Origin of the sequence: Rhodobacter aestuarii (assembly GCF_900156655.1) — a bacterium.
GTDB lineage: Bacteria > Pseudomonadota > Alphaproteobacteria > Rhodobacterales > Rhodobacteraceae > Rhodobacter > Rhodobacter aestuarii.
In genome coordinates, this window is sequence record NZ_FTOG01000011.1 from 1 (window position 1) to 17650 (window position 17650).

A 17650-nucleotide genomic window follows, 5' to 3' on the forward strand; every position below is an offset into this window, starting at 1 on the left:
ATCGCAGCCGTCAGCGTCGTCTTGCCGTGGTCAACGTGACCGATCGTGCCGATGTTGACGTGCGGTTTGTTCCGTTCAAACTTTGCCTTTGCCATGATGGCCTCCTAGTCGTTGATCCTGAGCGGGAGACGGGGCCCGAAAACCGGGCCCCGCTCGCATCAGGCGTATTTCTTCTGGATTTCGTCCGAGATGTTCTGCGGCACGGCGTCATAGTGGTCGAACAACATCGTGAACACAGCACGGCCCGAGGACATCGAGCGCAGCGTGTTGATGTAGCCGAACATGTTCGCCAGCGGCACCATCGCGTTGATCACGTTGGCGTTGCCGCGGGTGTCTTGGCCTTGCACCATGCCACGACGGCTGGTGAGGTCACCAATGATGCCACCGGTGTATTCTTCCGGGGTCACCACTTCGACTTTCATGATCGGTTCGAGCAGTTTCGCACCGGCTTTTTTCAGACCATCGCGCATCGCGGCACGCGCCGCGATTTCGAAGGCGAGCACCGAGGAGTCGACGTCGTGGAAGGCACCGTCGATCAGCGCCACCTTGAAGTCGATCACCGGGAAGCCTGCGAGCGGACCCGAATCCATGACCGATTTGATGCCTTTTTCGACGCCGGGGATGTATTCCTTCGGCACAGCACCACCAACGATCTTGCTTTCGAACGAGTAGCCTTCGCCCGGCTCGGTCGGGTCGATGACGAGCTTCACGCGCGCAAACTGACCGGTACCACCGGTTTGTTTTTTGTGCGTGTAGTCGATCTCGGCCGAACGCGAGATGGTTTCGCGATAAGCAACCTGCGGCGCACCGATGTTGGCTTCGACTTTGAACTCGCGCTTCATACGGTCAACGAGAATGTCGAGGTGAAGTTCGCCCATCCCCTTCATGATCGTTTGGCCCGATTCGAAGTTCGTTTCGACGCGGAACGACGGGTCTTCGGCAGCCAAGCGAGCCAGGGCGAGGCCCATTTTCTCTTGGTCGGCTTTCGACTTCGGTTCCACGGCGATTTCGATAACCGGGTCGGGGAAGCTCATGGTTTCCAGAACCACCGGTTTTTGCGGGTCGCACAGCGTGTCACCCGTGGTGGTTTCTTTCAGACCAGCAAGCGCAATGATGTCACCAGCAAAGGCTTCTTCGATCTCCTCGCGGTTGATCGAGTGCATCATCATCATACGGCCGACGCGCTCACGCTTACCTTTGGTCGCGTTCAGCATCTGGTCGCCTTTTTTCAAGACGCCCGAATAGATACGCGTGAAGGTGAGCGAGCCCACGAAGGGGTCGTTCATGATTTTGAACGCCAGAGCCGAGAACGGCGCGGTGTCATCGGCGGGACGCTCGACGTCACGGGTTTCCGTTTCGTCGTCGGGCAGGAAGCCTTTGAGCGTCGGCACGTCGATCGGCGCGGGCAAGAAGTCAATCACCGCGTTGAGCAGCGGCTGAACGCCTTTGTTCTTGAACGCCGAGCCAGCCAGCACCGGGAAGAAGGCCATCGCCAGCGTGCCCTTACGGATCAGCTTGCGCAGCGTGTCTTCGTCGGGCTCGTTGCCTTCGAGGTAAGCTTCCATCGCATCGTCGTCTTGCTCAACGGCAAGCTCGACCATGTTGGCGCGCCATTCGTCGGCCAGATCTTTCAGGTCGTCACGGATCGGTTGACGGACCCAGCTCGCGCCGAGGTCTTCGCCTTTCCAGACCCATTCTTCCATTTTGATCAGGTCGATGATGCCTTCGAGTTGATCTTCAGCACCGATCGGAAGCGCCACCGGGCAGGGGGTGCCGCCGGTGCGGTCTTTGATCATCTCGACGCATTTGAAGTAGTCAGCGCCGATCTTGTCCATCTTGTTGACGAAGACGATCCGCGGAACCGCGTAACGGTCAGCCTGACGCCACACCGTTTCGGTTTGCGGTTCGACACCGGCGTTGGCGTCCAGAAGGCAGACCGCACCGTCGAGCACCGCGAGCGAACGTTCGACTTCGATGGTGAAGTCCACGTGGCCGGGGGTGTCGATGATGTTGAAGCGGTACTTCGTGTCCGAAGTCCCTTCGGTGGTCGGATCTTCCTGACGCTGCCAGAAGGTCGTGGTCGCCGCCGAGGTGATGGTGATGCCGCGTTCCTGCTCCTGCTCCATCCAGTCCATCGTCGCGGCGCCGTCATGCACCTCGCCGATTTTGTGCGACTTGCCGGTGTAGTAGAGGATACGCTCGGTGGTGGTGGTTTTGCCGGCATCGATGTGGGCCATGATGCCGAAGTTGCGGTAGCGCGGGAGCGGATATTCGCGTGCCATGAGGCTCTCCTGTTACCAACGGTAATGGCTGAACGCTTTGTTCGCGTCGGCCATTTTGTGGGTGTCTTCGCGCTTTTTCACCGCCGAACCACGCGAGTTCATGGCATCGAGCAGCTCGCCAGCGAGGCGCTCTTCCATGGTGTTCTCGTTGCGGTTTTTCGCGGCGGTGATGAGCCAGCGGATCGCCAGCGCTTCACGGCGCGTGGGGCGCACTTCGACCGGCACCTGATAGGTGGCACCGCCGACGCGACGCGAACGCACTTCGACAGCGGGTTTCACGTTGTCGAGCGCTTCGTGGAAAACTTCCACCGGCTCACGCTTGGCGCGGGCCTCAACGCGGTCGAGCGCGTTGTAGACGATACGTTCGGCAACCGATTTTTTGCCGTCGATCATCAGGTTGTTCATGAATTTGGTCAGCACGCGATCGCCATATTTGGCGTCGGGCAGCACTTCGCGCTTTTCAGCAGCGTGACGACGAGACATCTGATGATCTCCTTATTTCGGACGCTTCGCGCCGTATTTCGAACGGCGTTGACGACGATCTTTAACACCTTGGGTATCCAACACACCGCGCAGGATGTGGTAACGGACACCCGGAAGGTCTTTCACCCGGCCGCCGCGGATGAGCACGACAGAGTGCTCTTGCAGGTTGTGCTTTTCGCCCGGGATGTAGGAGATGACCTCGAAGCCATTCGTCAGGCGGACTTTAGCCACCTTACGCATAGCGGAGTTCGGTTTCTTCGGCGTCGTGGTGTAGACGCGCGTGCAAACGCCACGCTTTTGCGGGCATTCTTGGAGGTGTTGCGACTTGGAGCGCTTCACCTTGGGCTGCCGCGGTTTGCGGATCAGCTGCTGGATCGTCGGCATTCGGTTCCCCGTTCTGCTTGTCAATACTCGCACCCACCGGGGTGCGCCGCTTCTCGACGGTGAATTGTGCCCATCACAAAACACCAAATCCGTCCGTCCTTCCAAGGAAGGCCGAACGGTCGATATCCAGAGGATCGAGGCTATGGGGCCCCAAGCCATCCCCCCGAACGGATTCGAGCGGCGGCGCTGGATGGGCGCGCTATAGGGGCCACAGGAACGAGAGTCAACTGCAACCGCAAGGCGGCGTGACGCGAGAGCCTATTTCTGCGGAGCTTGCGCCACACGATGCGCCGCCACAAAGATCCAAGCGATGCTCGCCGTGATCAAAACCGCAAAAATCGCATCCGATGCGAAATGACGCCCCGTCGCAACGCGCTGAAAGATCACGAAGGCAAACACCACCCCACCCAGCGCGCGCAAACCTTGCTGCAGCCACCGATAGGGGATTGCCGCGGTGAGAAACCAGACCGTCACCGCAAGCGCGGTGCCTGCCGCCACCTCGCCCGAGACGAAGGAACAGTTTGAGGCGCATTGATCGCTGAAGTCGCCCGCGCGGGTGAATTGATGCGTGCCGCCGAACAGCTCGGTATTGGCTGGGCGCGCACGCCCCGAAAAGCTTTTGAGCCAAGCATTGACGATCAGCCCCGGCCCCAAAAGGAAGGTGGCAAAGATCGCCCGCCAACCCGCATTGGAGAGCCCGGCAAGCTTACCGCCGCCAAAGCCGCGCCCCCAAAGGCTACGCCGCCGCGCCACCCACCACCATGCCACGCCCGAAGCTAAGAACACCGCGATGGCGGCATTCCAGACAACCTCGCGCAGCAGGTTCAGAGCGGCATTTTCGCCCAAAGGAAAGCCCGCGCCCGGAACGTAGAACAGCCCCGTGATCGCCGGATCAACGCCCGGAAAATGTCGAAACAGCACGATGGAAAAGAGCCAGCCAAACGTCAGCCAGTAGCCCCAGCGGATCAGGTCAAGTTTCGGCATCCAGACACTCCGCATCGACAAGGTAAGGGGTGATCTCTTTGCCCGCCCATTGCCCCGAGGCGTTCAAGACCGCAGCGGGCGGCACCGGGGTGCCCTTGCAAGTGAAGGGCGCGGATCGCACCACCAGTAGCTTACCTGCAAAGCCTTCGGGCAATGCGAAATTCTGCTCATAGTAATTGTGTTCGCGGCCCGCCACGCGCGGCGCGTAGATCGTTACGCCCGCATCCCGCCCGGTGTAAAAAAGATCGGCCAGAATATCGCGGCTCTCGGCATAGACGGGCACGCCTTCTGCCCGCGCCAAATCCAGCACGCGCGTGGAAAGCTCGGCCCGCCCCAGATAGCGCTTCATCCATGGCGCATCTTCCGGCCCCAAGACAGGCGCGAAAATCGTCAGCATCGGGACCGCCAAACAGATAAGTGCATTCAGCCCAAGCGCAGCCCAAAGCCAACGCCGCGACAGGGTCAACACCGCCAGCACCGTGCCTGCGAAATAGGCCGCCACCGCCCAGTTCGCTTGCGCCTTGCCCAAGTAAGCCTGTGTCGTCACCGCAATCAGCGGCAGGATCGACAGCAGCATCAGCGCGCGCGGCACCGGGTTGCGCAGCTTGGTGTAGCCCCACAGGAGCGCCGCAAAACTCACCGGACCAAAGACCGCGAATTGCGAACCAAAGAATTCCGCCATCGAGGCAAGATTGGCCCCTGCCCCGGCGCGCACCCAGCCCACATTATCGAGCGTATGCTGCACCGTGGTGAGCTTATGCGTCAGGTTCCACACAACATTCGGCGCGATCACCAGCGCAAAGGCCGCAAGCATCGCCGCCAAAGGCTTCCAGCCGATCCGCCGCGCGGGGACAAACAGCATCGCCAAAAGCGCGCCGCCCCAGAAATAGATCGCGGCATATTTCGCCATGAAGGCGAGCCCAATCGTCAGACCGGCGAGCGCGCCATCGGGCACCGAATATCGCTCTCCCGCACGCCAAAAGAACAAAAGCGCGAGCGCAAAGAAGGGCGCCATCACCGTATCTGTGGAAATCAGCCAAGACCCCAAGGCCGCGAAAGGCGCAGTGAGATAAATCGCAACCGCTGCAAGCCCAACCCGCGCGCCGCCAACGCGAGCCGCCAAAGCCCCGAGCACCAGCGCCGTGATCCCATGCAAGAGTGACCCCGGCATCCGCAACCAAAACGGATCGCTTGAGCCTGCCACGTCGGTCAAGGCCCGCAAGAGCCAGCCAATCAGCGGCGGTTTGGAATAATAGCCGAAATCGAGGTTTTGCCCCCAGAACCAATATTGCGCCTCATCGACGAAAATATCGGTGCGGTCAAAGCTCAGCGCCACCAGCCGCAGCGCGACGATGGCAATGACCATAAGAAGCGCCGGGGCGAACCAGCCCCGCGCCTCAGGCTTCTGGGCGGCGTTTGGCACGGCGGATCAATGTCAGGTTGCGGAAATAAATGATTACCCCAAGCGCTTGGCCCAGAATGAACACTGGGTCGGCGCGGTAAAGCGCATAGGCGAGCAGCATCATCCCGCCTGCAAGCGAGAAATACCAAAACGCCACCGGCATAACGGAATCCTTGGCACGCTCAGAGGCAATCCACTGCACCAAGAAACGCGCGGTAAACATCGCCTGCGCGGCAAAGCCAAAGATCACCCACCACAGCTCAACAGTGCTGTCGACATGCAGCAGTTTTTCCAGCCACTCGGTCATTGCGTCACCTCCGTGGGCCGCGATTTTTTGCGCCGTCGGATCAGCCAGGCAACGGCGAGCAGATCGACCGCCCCCACAAGCCCGCGCTGCAAGTTGGAATAGTGCGACCGCCCGCCCCCGCGCGCCCGGTGCGCCACATCAACATGCGCAACGCCCCAGCCATCGCGCGAAAACAGCGCGGGCAGATAGCGGTGCATATGGTCGAAATAGGGAAGCTCCAGAAACGGCGCACGGCGGAAAGCCTTGAGCCCACAGCCTGTATCGCGCGTGCCGTCTTTCAGCACCCAAGACCGCAAAGCATTGGCAAAGCGCGAAGCGAGCTTTTTGGAAAGCGTGTCTTGCCGCCCAACGCGTTGGCCCGCGACAAGACCAATCTTTTCAGACCCCGGCGCTTGCAGGGGGGCGATCAGCTTCGGCAATTCTTCGGGCGGGTTTTGGCCATCGCCGTCAAGCGTCGCACAAATGGCCCCCTTTGCCACCTGTACCCCCGAATGCACCGCCGCCGATTGGCCTCCCGCGCGGGTGTTGCGCAACACCCGCAATTGCGGGGCTTGCGCCATCCGGGCTTTGAGAATGCCTTCCATCCCGTCATCGGAGGCATCATCGACCACGATCACCTCGTAATCTTGTCCCGCCAGCGCGGCATCGATTCCATCGAGCAGCGTGGCGATATTCTCCGCCTCATTGCGGGCGGGGATCACGATAGATATGTCGGTCATGCAAGGGGCCTCACTGCCGGATGCGGCTTGGCTTGTGATACAGCCCGCCCCCGCGCTTGTAAACAAAGCGCCGCAGGCCGCCTGCCCTCCCCAACTTCCTTGACGCACTTAAGCGTTCGGCAACCTTTCCCGCGTAGCTTGACAGGTGGTGAAGACGAATGGGGTCCGTGGAGGGCATTATGATTGATTGGGAACGGGTCGCCGAGTTGCGATCCGAGATCGGCGCCGAAGGGTTCGCCGAAGTACTTGAGCTTTTTCTTGATGAAGTCGAGAACGTCGTCCTGAATCTGGGGCGCAAGCCCGAGAAGCTGGGCGATGAATTGCATTTTCTCAAAGGCTCGGCTTGGAACCTTGGGTTCCGCGCCTTTGGCACGATGTGCCAAGATGGTGAGCGGCGCTGCGCAGCGGGCAATTCCGAAAGCGTGGACGTGCCCGCAATCCTTGATTGCTATGGCCGCTCGAAAGCGCAGTTCATGGTCCGGGTGGATGAGTTCACCTCGGCGGCCTGAGCCGCCTTAAATGAGGAACTCGGCCAAGGCCGAATCATCGGTGATGTCGCGGTAGTCAAACCCCGCGGCATCCAACTGCTGGGTCAGCGAATCGAACGCATCGGCCCGCTTCGTCTCGATCCCGATCAGCACCGAGCCAAAGTTTCGTGCAGACTTTTTGAGATATTCAAACCGGGCAATATCGTCATCCGGCCCCAGCATCGACAGAAATTCACGCAAGGCGCCGGGGCGCTGCGGCATCCGCAAGATGAAGTATTTCTTCAACCCGGAATAGCGCTGCGCACGCTCTTTGACCTCTGGCAGGCGCTCAAAATCGAAATTCCCGCCCGAGGTCAGGCAGACCACCGTCTTGCCCCGGATTTGCTCCGCCAGTTCCGGCAACACATCTAAGGCAAGCGCACCTGCGGGCTCCAAAACCACACCCTCATGGTTGAGCATCTCCAGCATAGAAATGCAGATCCGATCTTCGGGCGAGAGCAGGATCTGCTCAGGCTTGATCCACCGCAACCGCTCAAAGGGAAGCGCGCCAATCCGCGCCACGGCAGCGCCATCGACAAAGCTGTTCACCTGCTTGAGCGTGACAGGTTCCACCGCCTCAATCGCCGCGGTCAGGCTGGCACCACCCAAGGGCTCCACAAAACGGTAATCGGTTTGCGGAGCGGTCGCGCCAAGGTAGCCCGTGACGCCCGCCGCCAAGCCGCCGCCACCCACCGGCAAAATCACCATATCCGGCGCGCGGCCCAATTGATCAAGGATTTCCACGCCCACCGAGGCTTGCCCCTCGATGACATCGGCATCGTCAAAGGGCGAGAGGAAATGCGCCCCGGCGCTTTCGCAAAACTCTTGGCTCGCCGCCAAGGTCTGGTCGAAATAATCGCCCGTCAGCACAATCTCGACCGCCTCTCCGCCAAAGACGCGGGTCTTGTCGATCTTTTGTTGCGGCGTGGTCACCGGCATGAAGATCGTGCCTTTCACACCAAAATGGCGGCAGGCGAAGGCCATCCCCTGCGCATGGTTCCCCGCCGAGGCCGCCACGAAATGCGTGGCCTCCGGGTCCGCCTCGCGGCGCTTGCGCATCGCCGTGAACGCGCCGCGCAATTTATAAGAGCGCACCGGTGTGAGGTCTTCGCGCTTGAGCCAAATCTCGGCCCCATAGCGCTTCGACAGAAATTCATTGCGCTGCAGCGGCGTCGGCTCAAAGAGCGTGCGCAGTGCACGGGTGGCAGCAAGGGCGGCAAGGGCGAACTGTGTCATAGCGCAGATGTGGCGCGCCCCGTGCGCCCGCGCAAGAGCAAAGCCTTTGTGATGGGCACAATTGCGCGCGGCCAAACCGCGCCGCAGCCCTTGAGAACCGTCACAAAAAACACTATGCCCGCGCAAACCGCAGTTCGGAGGCTTTCCATGTCCGCTCCCAAGAAAGTCGTGCTTGCCTATTCTGGCGGCCTCGACACCTCGATCATCCTGAAATGGTTGCAAACCGAATATGGCTGTGAGGTGATCACCTATACCGCCGACCTTGGTCAGGGCGAAGAACTGGAACCGGCGCGCAAGAAAGCCGAGATGCTGGGCATCAAGCCCGAGAACATCCACATTCTTGACGTGCGCGAAGAATTCGTGCGCGACTTCGTGTTCCCGATGTTCCGCGCCAATGCGCTTTACGAAGGGCTCTATCTGCTCGGCACCTCGATTGCGCGCCCGCTGATCTCCAAGCACCTTGTGGAGATTGCCCGTGAACATGGCGCCGATGCCATCGCCCATGGCGCGACCGGTAAAGGCAACGACCAAGTGCGGTTCGAGCTTTCGGCGGCGGCGCTCGAGCCGACGATCAAGGTGATCGCCCCTTGGCGTTTGTGGGATCTGACCTCGCGCACCAAACTTCTTGAGTTTGCCGAAGCGAACCAAATCCCGATTGCCAAAGACAAACGCGGCGAAGCGCCGTTCTCGGTGGATGCGAACCTGCTGCATACTTCTTCGGAAGGCCGCGTGCTGGAAGATCCGGCCGTCGAATTCCCCGATTACGTGCTGCAACGCACCGTGCCGGTGGAACAGGCCCCCGATACGCCCGAGATGGTCGAGATCACCTTCGAAAAAGGCGATGCCGTGGCGATCAACGGCGAGGCGATGTCGCCCGCCACGATCCTGACCAAGCTCAACGAGTTGGGCGGCAAACATGGCATTGGCGTGCTCGATCTGGTGGAAAACCGCTTTGTCGGCATGAAGTCGCGCGGCGTTTATGAAACCCCCGGCGGCACGATCTTGTTGGAAGCCCACCGTGGCATTGAGCAAATCACCCTTGATGCCGGTGCGGGCCATCTCAAAGACAGTGTCATGCCGCGCTATGCCGAGCTGATCTACAATGGCTTCTGGTTCAGCCCCGAGCGTGAAGCGCTGCAAGCGCTGATCGACAAAACCCAAGAGCATGTCACCGGCACCGTCCGCGTGAAGCTTTACAAAGGCAAAGCCAGCACCGTGGCGCGCTGGTCCGATCACAGCCTCTACAGCGAAAAGCACGTGACCTTTGAAGAAGATGCGGGCGCCTATGACCAAAAAGACGCTGAGGGCTTCATCCGCCTCAACGGTCTGCGTCTGCGCCTGATCGCCACCCGCAACGCGCGGGTCGAGGGCAAATGACGGCCACGGTCGCCATTGTCACCGTTTCCGACCGCGCAAGCCGCGGGGAATACGAAGACAAAGGCGGCCCCGGTTGTGAAGATTGGCTTAGGGGCGTCGTCACGACGCCCCTTTCCATTACGCGCCATATCATTCCCGATGGGCGCGAAAGCGTCGCCACCTGCCTACGCGCACTGGTGGCAGAAGGCGCAGACCTGATTTTGGTCACCGGCGGCACGGGCCCGAGCCCCCGTGATGAAACGCCCGAAGGCGTGGCCGATGTCATGGAAAAGGAACTCGCTGGCTTTGGCGAGGAAATGCGCCGCGCAAGCCTGCTTGAGGTGCCAACGGCGATCTTGTCGCGCCAAACGGCGGGGATTGCGGGCAAAAGCCTCATCATCACCCTGCCCGGCAAACCAGCGGCGATTGCCACCTGTCTGGATGCCGTTTTCGCGGCGGTGCCCTATTGCCTTGATCTGATCGGCGCGAGCTACATCGAGACCGATCCGGCCAAGATCGCGGCGTTTCGGCCAAAGGCAAAATAAAAGGGGCCTCGCGGCCCCTTCGACTTGGTTCAATTCTCCCAAGGGCCCGGGGGCAGCGCCCCCAGCCGTGTCAGCGTTTCACCGCCGCCGCCGCGTAGTTCACGCTCAGATCGGAGGACGACAGCGACCAACTCCAGCCAAGCGGGTTGAAGACCATCCCCTTGCGATCCACCGGATCAAGCCCCGCGCCGCGCATCAGCCCATAAAGCTCATCGGGCGTGACGAATTTCGACCACTCATGCGTGCCTACAGGCAGCCAGCGCATCACCCGCTCGGCCCCGAAAATCGCCATCACATAGCTTTTCGGGTTCCGGTTCAGCGTCGACATCAGCATCAGCCCGCCCGGGTTCATCAGGCTTGCACAGGTGTTGGTGAAACCCTGCGTATCGGCGACGTGTTCAATGATCTCCATCGCCAAGACCACATCGAACCGCTCGCCCGCTGCGGCCAAATCTTCGGCAGCGCAATTGCGGTAGTCGATCTCTAGCCCCGATTGTTCGGCGTGAAGCTTCGCAACAGGGATGTTTTTCGGCGCCGCATCGGCGCCCACAACGGTCGCGCCCAGCCGCGCCATCGGCTCGGCCAACAGCCCACCGCCGCAGCCAATATCCAACAGCCGCAGCCCTTCAAACGGGCGCGAAGCTTTCAGATCGCGCCCGAATTGGGTGGCGATTTGGGTGGTGATATAGTCCAAACGGCAGGGGTTGAGCATGTGCAAGGGCTTGAACTTGCCGTTCGGATCCCACCATTCGGCGGCCATTGCCTCGAATTTCGCCACCTCGGCGGGGTCGATCGTCTTTGTCGCAGCTTCCATGCCACCCTCCGGCTTAATTTTTTGGCCCGCCCCGTGGCAGGCGGGTTTCGTGCGTTATATAGTGCGGCAATGGACAAGAACGCAGGGCAAAAGCGCACGGCAAGCGCCTTTCTTTATCCGCCGGTCGATCCCTTCGACCAGCGGCTGCTGGACGTTGGCTTCGGCCATCAAATCTATGTCGAGCAATCGGGGCATCCGCAAGGGCGCCCGGTTGTGGTCTGCCACGGCGGGCCGGGCGGTGGTTCCAGCCCCGCGATGCGGCGGTATTTCGACCCGGCGCATTACCGGATCATCCTGTTTGATCAGCGCGGTTGCGGGCTTTCCAAGCCCCATGCCTCGGTGAACCATAACACCACATGGGATCTGATCGCGGATATGGAGCGTATCCGCACCGAGCTTGGCATTGACAGCTGGATCGTGTTTGGCGGCAGTTGGGGTGCGACGCTGTCGCTTCTTTACGCGCAAACCTACCCCGACCGGGCCCAGGCTTTGGTTTTGCGCGGCGTGTTCTTGGCGCAGCGATCTGAGCTTGAGTGGTTTTACGGCGGCGGTGCGGGGCAGTTTTTCCCCGACCTTTGGACCCAGTTCATTGCGCCGATCCCGGATGGCGAGCGCCACGACATGATCACCGCCTATAACAAGCGGCTGTTCTCTGGCGACTATCTGCAAGAGGCGCGCTTTGCCCGGCATTGGGCGATGTGGGAAAATGCGCTCGCTTCGGTCGATTACGATGGCTTCCCCGGCGAAGCCCCCCCCGATTACGCCCACGCCTTTGCGCGGATCGAAAACCACTATTTCTCCAACCACGCGTTTTTGGAGGAAGATGGGCAGATTTTGCGTGACCGGCACCGGATTGAACATATTCCCGCCACGATCATTCAGGGCCGGATGGATATGATCTGCCCGCCGATTTCGGCGTGGCGACTGGCGCGCGGGTGGAAGAAGTGCAACCTGCGTCTGGTGCCCGCGGCGGGCCATGCGCTGAGCGAGCCGGGCATCACCGCCGCCCTTGTCGCCACCATGGACAAAATGCGGGGCTAACGCGCGCCCGCACAGAAAGCTTGCAACGCAGGCACGATTCGCCTATACGCACATCAACAGCGGCGCTGCGAGGTCCAAACTCGCAGCCCACCGGAACTATGTCGCGGGCCGCTAAGGCCCGTTTTTTGTTTTTCAGGGATCGGAACATGACCGACCTAATCGCCAAGACCGCCATCGACCGGCGCCTGGCAGAAATTATCGGCCCCACCATCGAGGGGCTTGGCTTCGAACTGGTGCGCGTGCGCCTGCAGGGCGGCAAATATCCGCTTTTGCAGATCATGGCAGACCGTCCCGAGGGTGGGATTGATGTCGATGATTGCGCGGCGATTTCCACGGCGGTTTCGGCCGTTCTCGATGTGGAAGACCCGATCGAAGATAAATACACGCTGGAAGTCTCTTCCCCCGGCATCGACCGGCCGCTGACGCGGCTGAAAGATTTCGATGCATGGGAAGGCTATGAGGCCCGGCTTGAAACCTCTGAGCAGATCGACAGCCGCAAGCGCTTCAAGGGCATCTTGCATGGCACCGAGGGCGAAGAGGTGCTCATTGAGATCGAAGAGCAGGGCGAACAGGTGATCATCGGGTTGCAGTTCGACTGGCTGACCGATGCGAAACTGATCCTGACCGACGAGCTCATTGCCGAGATGCTGCGCCAGAAAAAGGCCGCAGGCGTGATCGACGAAGAAAAGTTCGACGAGATCGAGACCGAAGACGACACGAATACCCCCGACACAGATCCCGACGAGGAGACCTGAGAGATGGCAATCACCTCTGCCAACCAGCTCGAACTTCTGCAAACCGCCGAGGCGGTGGCCCGCGAGAAGATGATCGACCCCGATCTGGTGATCCAGGCGATGGAAGACAGCCTCGCCCGGGCCGCCAAGTCGCGTTATGGCGCGGAGATGGATATCCGCGTGTCGATCGACCGCAAAACCGGTCGCGCCACATTCACCCGCGTGCGCACCGTGGTCGAAGATGATGCGGTGGAAAACTACCAAGCGGAACTCACCGTTGCGCAGGCCAAGCAATACAAGGCCGACCCGCAAGTGGGCGATGAAATCATCGACGAAGTGCCCCCGGTTGATCTGGGCCGAATCGCCGCGCAATCGGCCAAGCAGGTGATCTTGCAAAAGGTCCGCGAAGCCGAGCGTGACCGCCAGTTCGATGAATTCAAAGACCGCAAAGGCACGATCATCAACGGCGTCGTCAAACGCGAAGAATACGGCAATATCATCGTCGATATTGGCCGTGGCGAAGCGATTTTGCGCCGCAACGAGAAAATCGGCCGCGAGAGCTATCGCCCGAACGACCGTATCCGCGCCTATGTGAAAGACGTGCGCCGCGAAACCCGTGGCCCGCAAGTCTTCCTCTCGCGCACCGATCCGCAATTCATGGCGGAACTCTTCAAGATGGAAGTGCCGGAGATTTATGACGGCATCATCGAAATTCGTGCCGTGGCCCGTGACCCGGGTTCGCGCGCGAAAATCGCTGTTATCTCGAATGACAACTCCATCGACCCGGTCGGCGCTTGCGTCGGTATGCGCGGCTCGCGCGTGCAAGCCGTGGTCGGCGAACTGCAAGGCGAAAAGATCGACATCATTCCGTGGAACCCGGAACCGGCGACCTTCCTCGTGAACGCGCTGCAACCGGCTGAAGTTGCCAAGGTTGTGATCGACGAAGAAGCGGGCAAGATCGAAGTCGTGGTGCCTGATGAGCAGCTGTCGCTCGCCATTGGTCGCCGTGGCCAAAACGTGCGTCTGGCGAGCCAGCTCACCGGCCTTGATATCGACATTCTGACCGAGGCCGAAGAATCGAGCCGTCGTCAGGCCGAATTCGCTGAACGCACCAAGCTCTTTGTTGATGCGCTTGATCTTGATGAGTTCTTCGCCCAGCTTCTGGTGGCCGAAGGCTTCACTAACCTCGAAGAAGTCGCCTATGTCGATTTGGACGAACTTCTGGCGATTGAAGGCGTCGATGACAGCACCGCCGAAGAGCTGCAAGCGCGCGCACGTGACTATATCGAAGAGCAAAACCGCAAAGCGATTGAAGCGGCCAAGGAACTCGGTGTTGAACAGTCGCTGTTTGACTTTGAGGGCCTGACGCCCCAAATGATCGAAGCGCTGGCCCGTGATGACGTGAAGACGCTCGAAGACTTCGCGACCTGTGCGGACTGGGAATTGGCGGGCGGATGGACCACGGTCGACGGCTCGCGCGTCAAGGATGACGGTATTCTCGAGAAATTTGGCATGTCGCTGGAAGAAGCGCAGGCCCTGATCATGACGGCGCGTATCCAGCTGGGCTGGGTCGACCCGTCGGAACTCGAGACGACCGAAGAAGACGAAGAAAACACCGAGGAAGAGACCGAGGAATAAGATGAGCCGCGGGGGCCGAGATAAGGAACGCGAAGAGGCGGAACGGCGTTGCATCGTCACGGGCGATGTGGCGCCGAAGGCTGGCCTGTTGCGTTTTGTGCTTGGCCCCGATGGCATGATCTACCCGGATCTGGCCGAAAAGCTTCCCGGCCGGGGGATTTGGGTAACCTCGGAGCGCGCAGTGTTGGAAAAAGCGGCCTCGAAAGGGCTCTTTTCCCGCGCTGCAAGGTCGCAGGTACAACTGCCTGAAGGCTTCATCGACATGGTCGATGCGGGTCTGGCGCATCGGGTGGTTGAGTTGATTTCGTTGTCGCGCAAGGCGGGCGATGCGGTCTGCGGCTTTGAAAAAGTTAAAGACTGGCTGGCGGAAGGGCGTGCGAAGGTGCTGTTTCAGGCATCGGACGGGTCTGATCGCGGCAAAGGCAAACTCTGGACCCCGCCGGGCGGGCGTTGGTTCGGCTGTTTGACCGCCTCGGAATTGGGTTTGGCTTTTGGCCGCGACCGTGCGATACACGGCGCGCTTGCGGCTGGCGGACTCACCCCGCGTGTGATTAGAGAAGCGGCAAGGCTTGCGGGATTGCGCAAGCAGGACGGCGGCCAGACCGCCATGAAGGATACGAAGACGGCATGAGCGATACGGACGGCAAGAAACCCCTCGGTCTCGGCGGCGCGCGCCCCGGTTCGGTGAAGCAGAGCTTCAGCCACGGGCGCACGAAAAACGTCGTGGTCGAGACCAAGCGCAAGAAGGTGATGGTTCCCAAGCCTGGTGCGGGGGCCTCCTCGAAACCAGCGGGTTCGCCTGCGCTGGGCGATCCGTCGCGCCGCCCCGCAGGCATCTCCGATGCCGAGATGGAGCGCCGTCTGAAAGCGCTTCAGGCCGCGAAGGCCCGCGAAGTACAGGAAGCCGCGCAACGCGCCGCCGAGGAAAAGGCGCGCGAAGAAGAGCGTGAGCGTCGCCGTGCTGAGGCGGAAGCCAAGGAACGCGAAGAGCGTGAGCGCGAAGAGGCGCTGCGCCTGAAGCAAGAAGAAGAAGAGCGTAAGGCTCGCGAAGCCGAGCTGCGTGCGCAACGCAAAGAAGAAGTGCGTGCGAAACCCGCGGCAAAACCCGCGGCCCCGGCCGACCCGGCTGCCGCCGAGGCGGCTGCTGCGCGCGCTGCGACCAAAGGCGTTTCGACCACCGGCCCGCGCAAAACGGACCGCGACCGCGACGACCGCGCCAACACCCAAAACGACCGCAACTCGAAAGGCAAAGGCGACGAAGGCCGCCGTTCGGGCAAGCTGTCGCTGCGTGAGATTGAGGGCGAAGGTGGGCGTCAACGCTCGCTCGCCGCAATGAAGCGCAAGCAAGAAAAAGCGCGTCAAAAAGCGATGGGCTTTGGCCAAAAAGCCGAGAAAATGGTCCGCGAAGTGCAGCTTCCTGAAACCATCGTGGTTTCGGAACTTGCCAACCGGATGGCCGAACGTGGTGCAGATGTCGTCAAAGCCCTGATGAAAATGGGCATGATGGTCACCGCGAACCAAACCATCGATGCGGATACCGCCGAACTGATCATTGATGAATTCGGCCACCGCGCGGTGCGCGTGTCGGATGCCGACGTTGAACAAGTGATCGACACGGTCAAAGACAAAGACGAGGATCTCGTCTCGCGTCCGCCGATCATCACGATCATGGGCCACGTCGACCACGGCAAAACCTCGCTTCTGGATGCGATCCGTCACGCCAACGTGGTGTCTGGCGAAGCGGGCGGCATCACCCAACACATCGGCGCCTATCAGGTGACGACCGAATCGGGTGCTGTGCTGAGCTTCCTCGATACGCCCGGCCACGCCGCGTTCACTTCGATGCGGGCGCGTGGCGCGCAAGTGACCGACATCGTCGTGCTGGTTGTCGCTGCCGATGACGCCGTGATGCCGCAGACGATCGAAGCGATCAACCACGCCAAGGCCGCGCAAGTGCCGATGATCGTGGCGATCAACAAGATCGACAAACCCGCCGCCAATCCGCAAAAGGTCCGCACGGATCTGCTGCAACACGAAGTCGTCGTCGAAGAGATGGGCGGCGATGTGCAGACGGTGGAAGTGTCGGCCAAGACCGGCAAAGGCCTTGATACGCTGCTTGAAGCCATCGCGCTGCAAGCCGAGATCCTTGAGCTGCGCGCCAACCCGAACCGGGCGGCGCAAGGCGCGGTGATCGAAGCCAAGCTGGACGTGGGTCGCGGCCCGGTGGCCACGGTTCTCGTGCAACACGGCACGCTGCGCAAAGGCGATATCTTCGTCGTCGGCGAGCAGTGGGGTAAGGTCCGCGCGCTGATCAACGACCGTGGCGAGCGTGTTGACGAAGCTGGTCCCTCGGTTCCGGTCGAGGTGCTCGGTCTGAATGGCACGCCCGAAGCGGGCGACGTGCTCAACGTGGTGGAAACCGAAGCCCAAGCGCGCGAGATTGCCGATTACCGGAATCAAGCCGCCAAAGACAAACGCGCCGCTGCGGGCGCCGCTACCACGCTGGAACAGCTGATGGCGAAAGCCAAAGCCGATGAAAACGTGGCCGAACTGTCGGTTGTGGTGAAAGCGGACGTGCAGGGCTCTGCCGAGGCGATCGTGCAAGCGCTTGAGAAGATCGGCAACGACGAAGTGCGGGTGCGGGTCATCCACTCGGGCGTCGGCGCGATCACCGAAAGCGATATTGGTCTGGCCGAAGCGTCTTCGGCGCCGGTGATCGGCTTCAACGTCCGGGCCAATGCCCCGGCACGGTCTGCCGCGAACCAAAAAGGCGTCGAGATCCGCTACTACTCGATCATCTATGATCTGGTGGATGACATCAAAGCCGCTGCCTCGGGCCTTCTCAAAGCCGAAGTGCGCGAAACCTTCATCGGCTACGCGTCGATCAAAGAGGTCTTCAAAGTCTCTGGCGTTGGCAAGGTTGCGGGCTGCTTGGTCACCGAAGGCGTGGCGCGCCGCTCCGCAGGCGTGCGCCTGCTGCGCGACAACGTGGTGATCCACGAAGGTACGCTGAAAACGCTCAAGCGCTTCAAAGACGAAGTCAAAGAAGTGCAATCGGGCCAAGAGTGCGGCATGGCCTTCGAAAACTACGAAGACATTCGCCCGAATGACGTGATCGAAATCTTCGAGCGCGAAGAAGTCGAGCGTAAGCTCTAAGGCTTTCGGGCCCGGTTTTCGGATCGGGCCTGCAACCAAGAT

The 17650-nt window shown here is 60.9% G+C and carries 18 protein-coding genes; 8 read left to right on the top strand and 10 right to left on the bottom strand.

Translation table 11 applies throughout. The annotated features are described in order from the left end of the window. From BW967_RS14920 to BW967_RS14955, 8 genes are all read right to left on the bottom strand, one after another. Positions 1-95: GTP-binding protein (locus tag BW967_RS14920; RefSeq protein WP_018590913.1), on the bottom strand; the 95-nt coding region annotated here is incomplete at its 3' end. A gap of 63 nt (positions 96-158) precedes the next feature. Further along, the gene (gene fusA / locus BW967_RS14925) at positions 159-2282 is read right to left on the bottom strand and encodes an elongation factor G (RefSeq protein ID WP_076485901.1); all 2124 of its coding nucleotides are present in this window, start codon (positions 2280-2282) and stop codon (positions 159-161) included. A 12-nt stretch (positions 2283-2294) separates the two neighbouring features. Continuing rightward, positions 2295-2765, bottom strand: a complete 471-nt coding sequence (rpsG, locus tag BW967_RS14930; protein ID WP_076485902.1) for a 30S ribosomal protein S7 — start codon at positions 2763-2765, stop codon at positions 2295-2297. Between the two features lie 12 nt (positions 2766-2777). Further along, positions 2778-3149: a 30S ribosomal protein S12 gene (gene rpsL / locus BW967_RS14935; protein WP_038074720.1), complete on the bottom strand. Its 372-nt coding sequence runs from the start codon at positions 3147-3149 to the stop codon at positions 2778-2780. Between the two features lie 258 nt (positions 3150-3407). Next, complete coding sequence (locus BW967_RS14940) at positions 3408-4133, bottom strand: phosphatase PAP2 family protein (protein ID WP_076485903.1); 726 nt, start codon at positions 4131-4133, stop codon at positions 3408-3410. Continuing rightward, complete coding sequence (locus tag BW967_RS14945) at positions 4120-5499, bottom strand: ArnT family glycosyltransferase (RefSeq protein ID WP_076485904.1); 1380 nt, start codon at positions 5497-5499, stop codon at positions 4120-4122. The genes BW967_RS14940 and BW967_RS14945 overlap by 14 nt, the downstream gene beginning before the upstream one ends. 31 nt (positions 5500-5530) lie before the next feature. After that, positions 5531-5842: a lipid-A-disaccharide synthase N-terminal domain-containing protein gene (locus tag BW967_RS14950; protein WP_097082996.1), complete on the bottom strand. Its 312-nt coding sequence runs from the start codon at positions 5840-5842 to the stop codon at positions 5531-5533. Further along, positions 5839-6561 carry a glycosyltransferase family 2 protein gene (locus tag BW967_RS14955; RefSeq protein ID WP_076485905.1) on the bottom strand — a complete coding sequence of 241 codons (723 nt, stop codon included), beginning with the start codon at positions 6559-6561 and terminating at the stop codon, positions 5839-5841. Before BW967_RS14955 ends, BW967_RS14950 begins: the two co-directional genes overlap by 4 nt. A 179-nt stretch (positions 6562-6740) precedes the next feature. On the opposite strand from BW967_RS14955, the gene BW967_RS14960 reads away from it, so the two are divergent. Beyond that, positions 6741-7070, top strand: coding sequence for an Hpt domain-containing protein (locus tag BW967_RS14960; RefSeq protein WP_076486013.1), 330 nt, complete (start codon positions 6741-6743; stop codon positions 7068-7070). A gap of 6 nt (positions 7071-7076) precedes the next feature. On the opposite strand, the gene ilvA is transcribed toward BW967_RS14960, so the two are convergent. Next, a complete protein-coding gene (ilvA, locus tag BW967_RS14965) occupies positions 7077-8324 on the bottom strand; it encodes a threonine ammonia-lyase IlvA (protein ID WP_076485906.1) in 1248 nt (415 codons plus the stop codon). Positions 8325-8471: 147 nt separating this feature from the next. On the opposite strand from ilvA, the gene BW967_RS14970 reads away from it, so the two are divergent. Both BW967_RS14970 and mog read left to right on the top strand, forming a co-directional pair. Further along, positions 8472-9701 carry an argininosuccinate synthase gene (locus BW967_RS14970; protein WP_076486014.1) on the top strand — a complete coding sequence of 410 codons (1230 nt, stop codon included), beginning with the start codon at positions 8472-8474 and terminating at the stop codon, positions 9699-9701. Continuing rightward, a complete protein-coding gene (gene mog, locus BW967_RS14975) occupies positions 9698-10225 on the top strand; it encodes a molybdopterin adenylyltransferase (protein WP_076485907.1) in 528 nt (175 codons plus the stop codon). The genes BW967_RS14970 and mog overlap by 4 nt, the downstream gene beginning before the upstream one ends. A gap of 70 nt (positions 10226-10295) precedes the next feature. Here mog and ubiG read toward each other — a convergent pair whose 3' ends face one another. Next, positions 10296-11039, bottom strand: a complete 744-nt coding sequence (ubiG, locus tag BW967_RS14980) for a bifunctional 2-polyprenyl-6-hydroxyphenol methylase/3-demethylubiquinol 3-O-methyltransferase UbiG (RefSeq protein WP_076485908.1) — start codon at positions 11037-11039, stop codon at positions 10296-10298. 69 nt (positions 11040-11108) lie between these two features. On the opposite strand from ubiG, the gene pip reads away from it, so the two are divergent. The 5 genes from pip to infB all read left to right on the top strand — a co-directional run bounded on the left by pip (position 11109) and on the right by infB (position 17608). Beyond that, positions 11109-12080: a prolyl aminopeptidase gene (gene pip, locus BW967_RS14985; RefSeq protein WP_076485909.1), complete on the top strand. Its 972-nt coding sequence runs from the start codon at positions 11109-11111 to the stop codon at positions 12078-12080. Between the two features lie 146 nt (positions 12081-12226). Next, positions 12227-12835 (top strand): ribosome maturation factor RimP, encoded by a 609-nt coding sequence (gene rimP / locus BW967_RS14990; protein ID WP_076485910.1) that lies wholly within the window; start codon positions 12227-12229, stop codon positions 12833-12835. Between the two features lie 3 nt (positions 12836-12838). Then, on the top strand, positions 12839-14452 hold the full coding sequence (gene nusA, locus BW967_RS14995; protein ID WP_076485911.1) for a transcription termination factor NusA: 1614 nt from the start codon (positions 12839-12841) through the stop codon (positions 14450-14452). A 1-nt stretch (position 14453) separates the two neighbouring features. After that, on the top strand, positions 14454-15083 hold the full coding sequence (locus BW967_RS15000) for an RNA-binding protein (protein ID WP_076485912.1): 630 nt from the start codon (positions 14454-14456) through the stop codon (positions 15081-15083). After that, entirely contained in the window at positions 15080-17608 is a 2529-nt protein-coding gene (gene infB / locus BW967_RS15005; protein ID WP_076485913.1) for a translation initiation factor IF-2, read from the top strand. The genes BW967_RS15000 and infB overlap by 4 nt, the downstream gene beginning before the upstream one ends. Positions 17609-17650 lie beyond the last annotated feature (42 nt).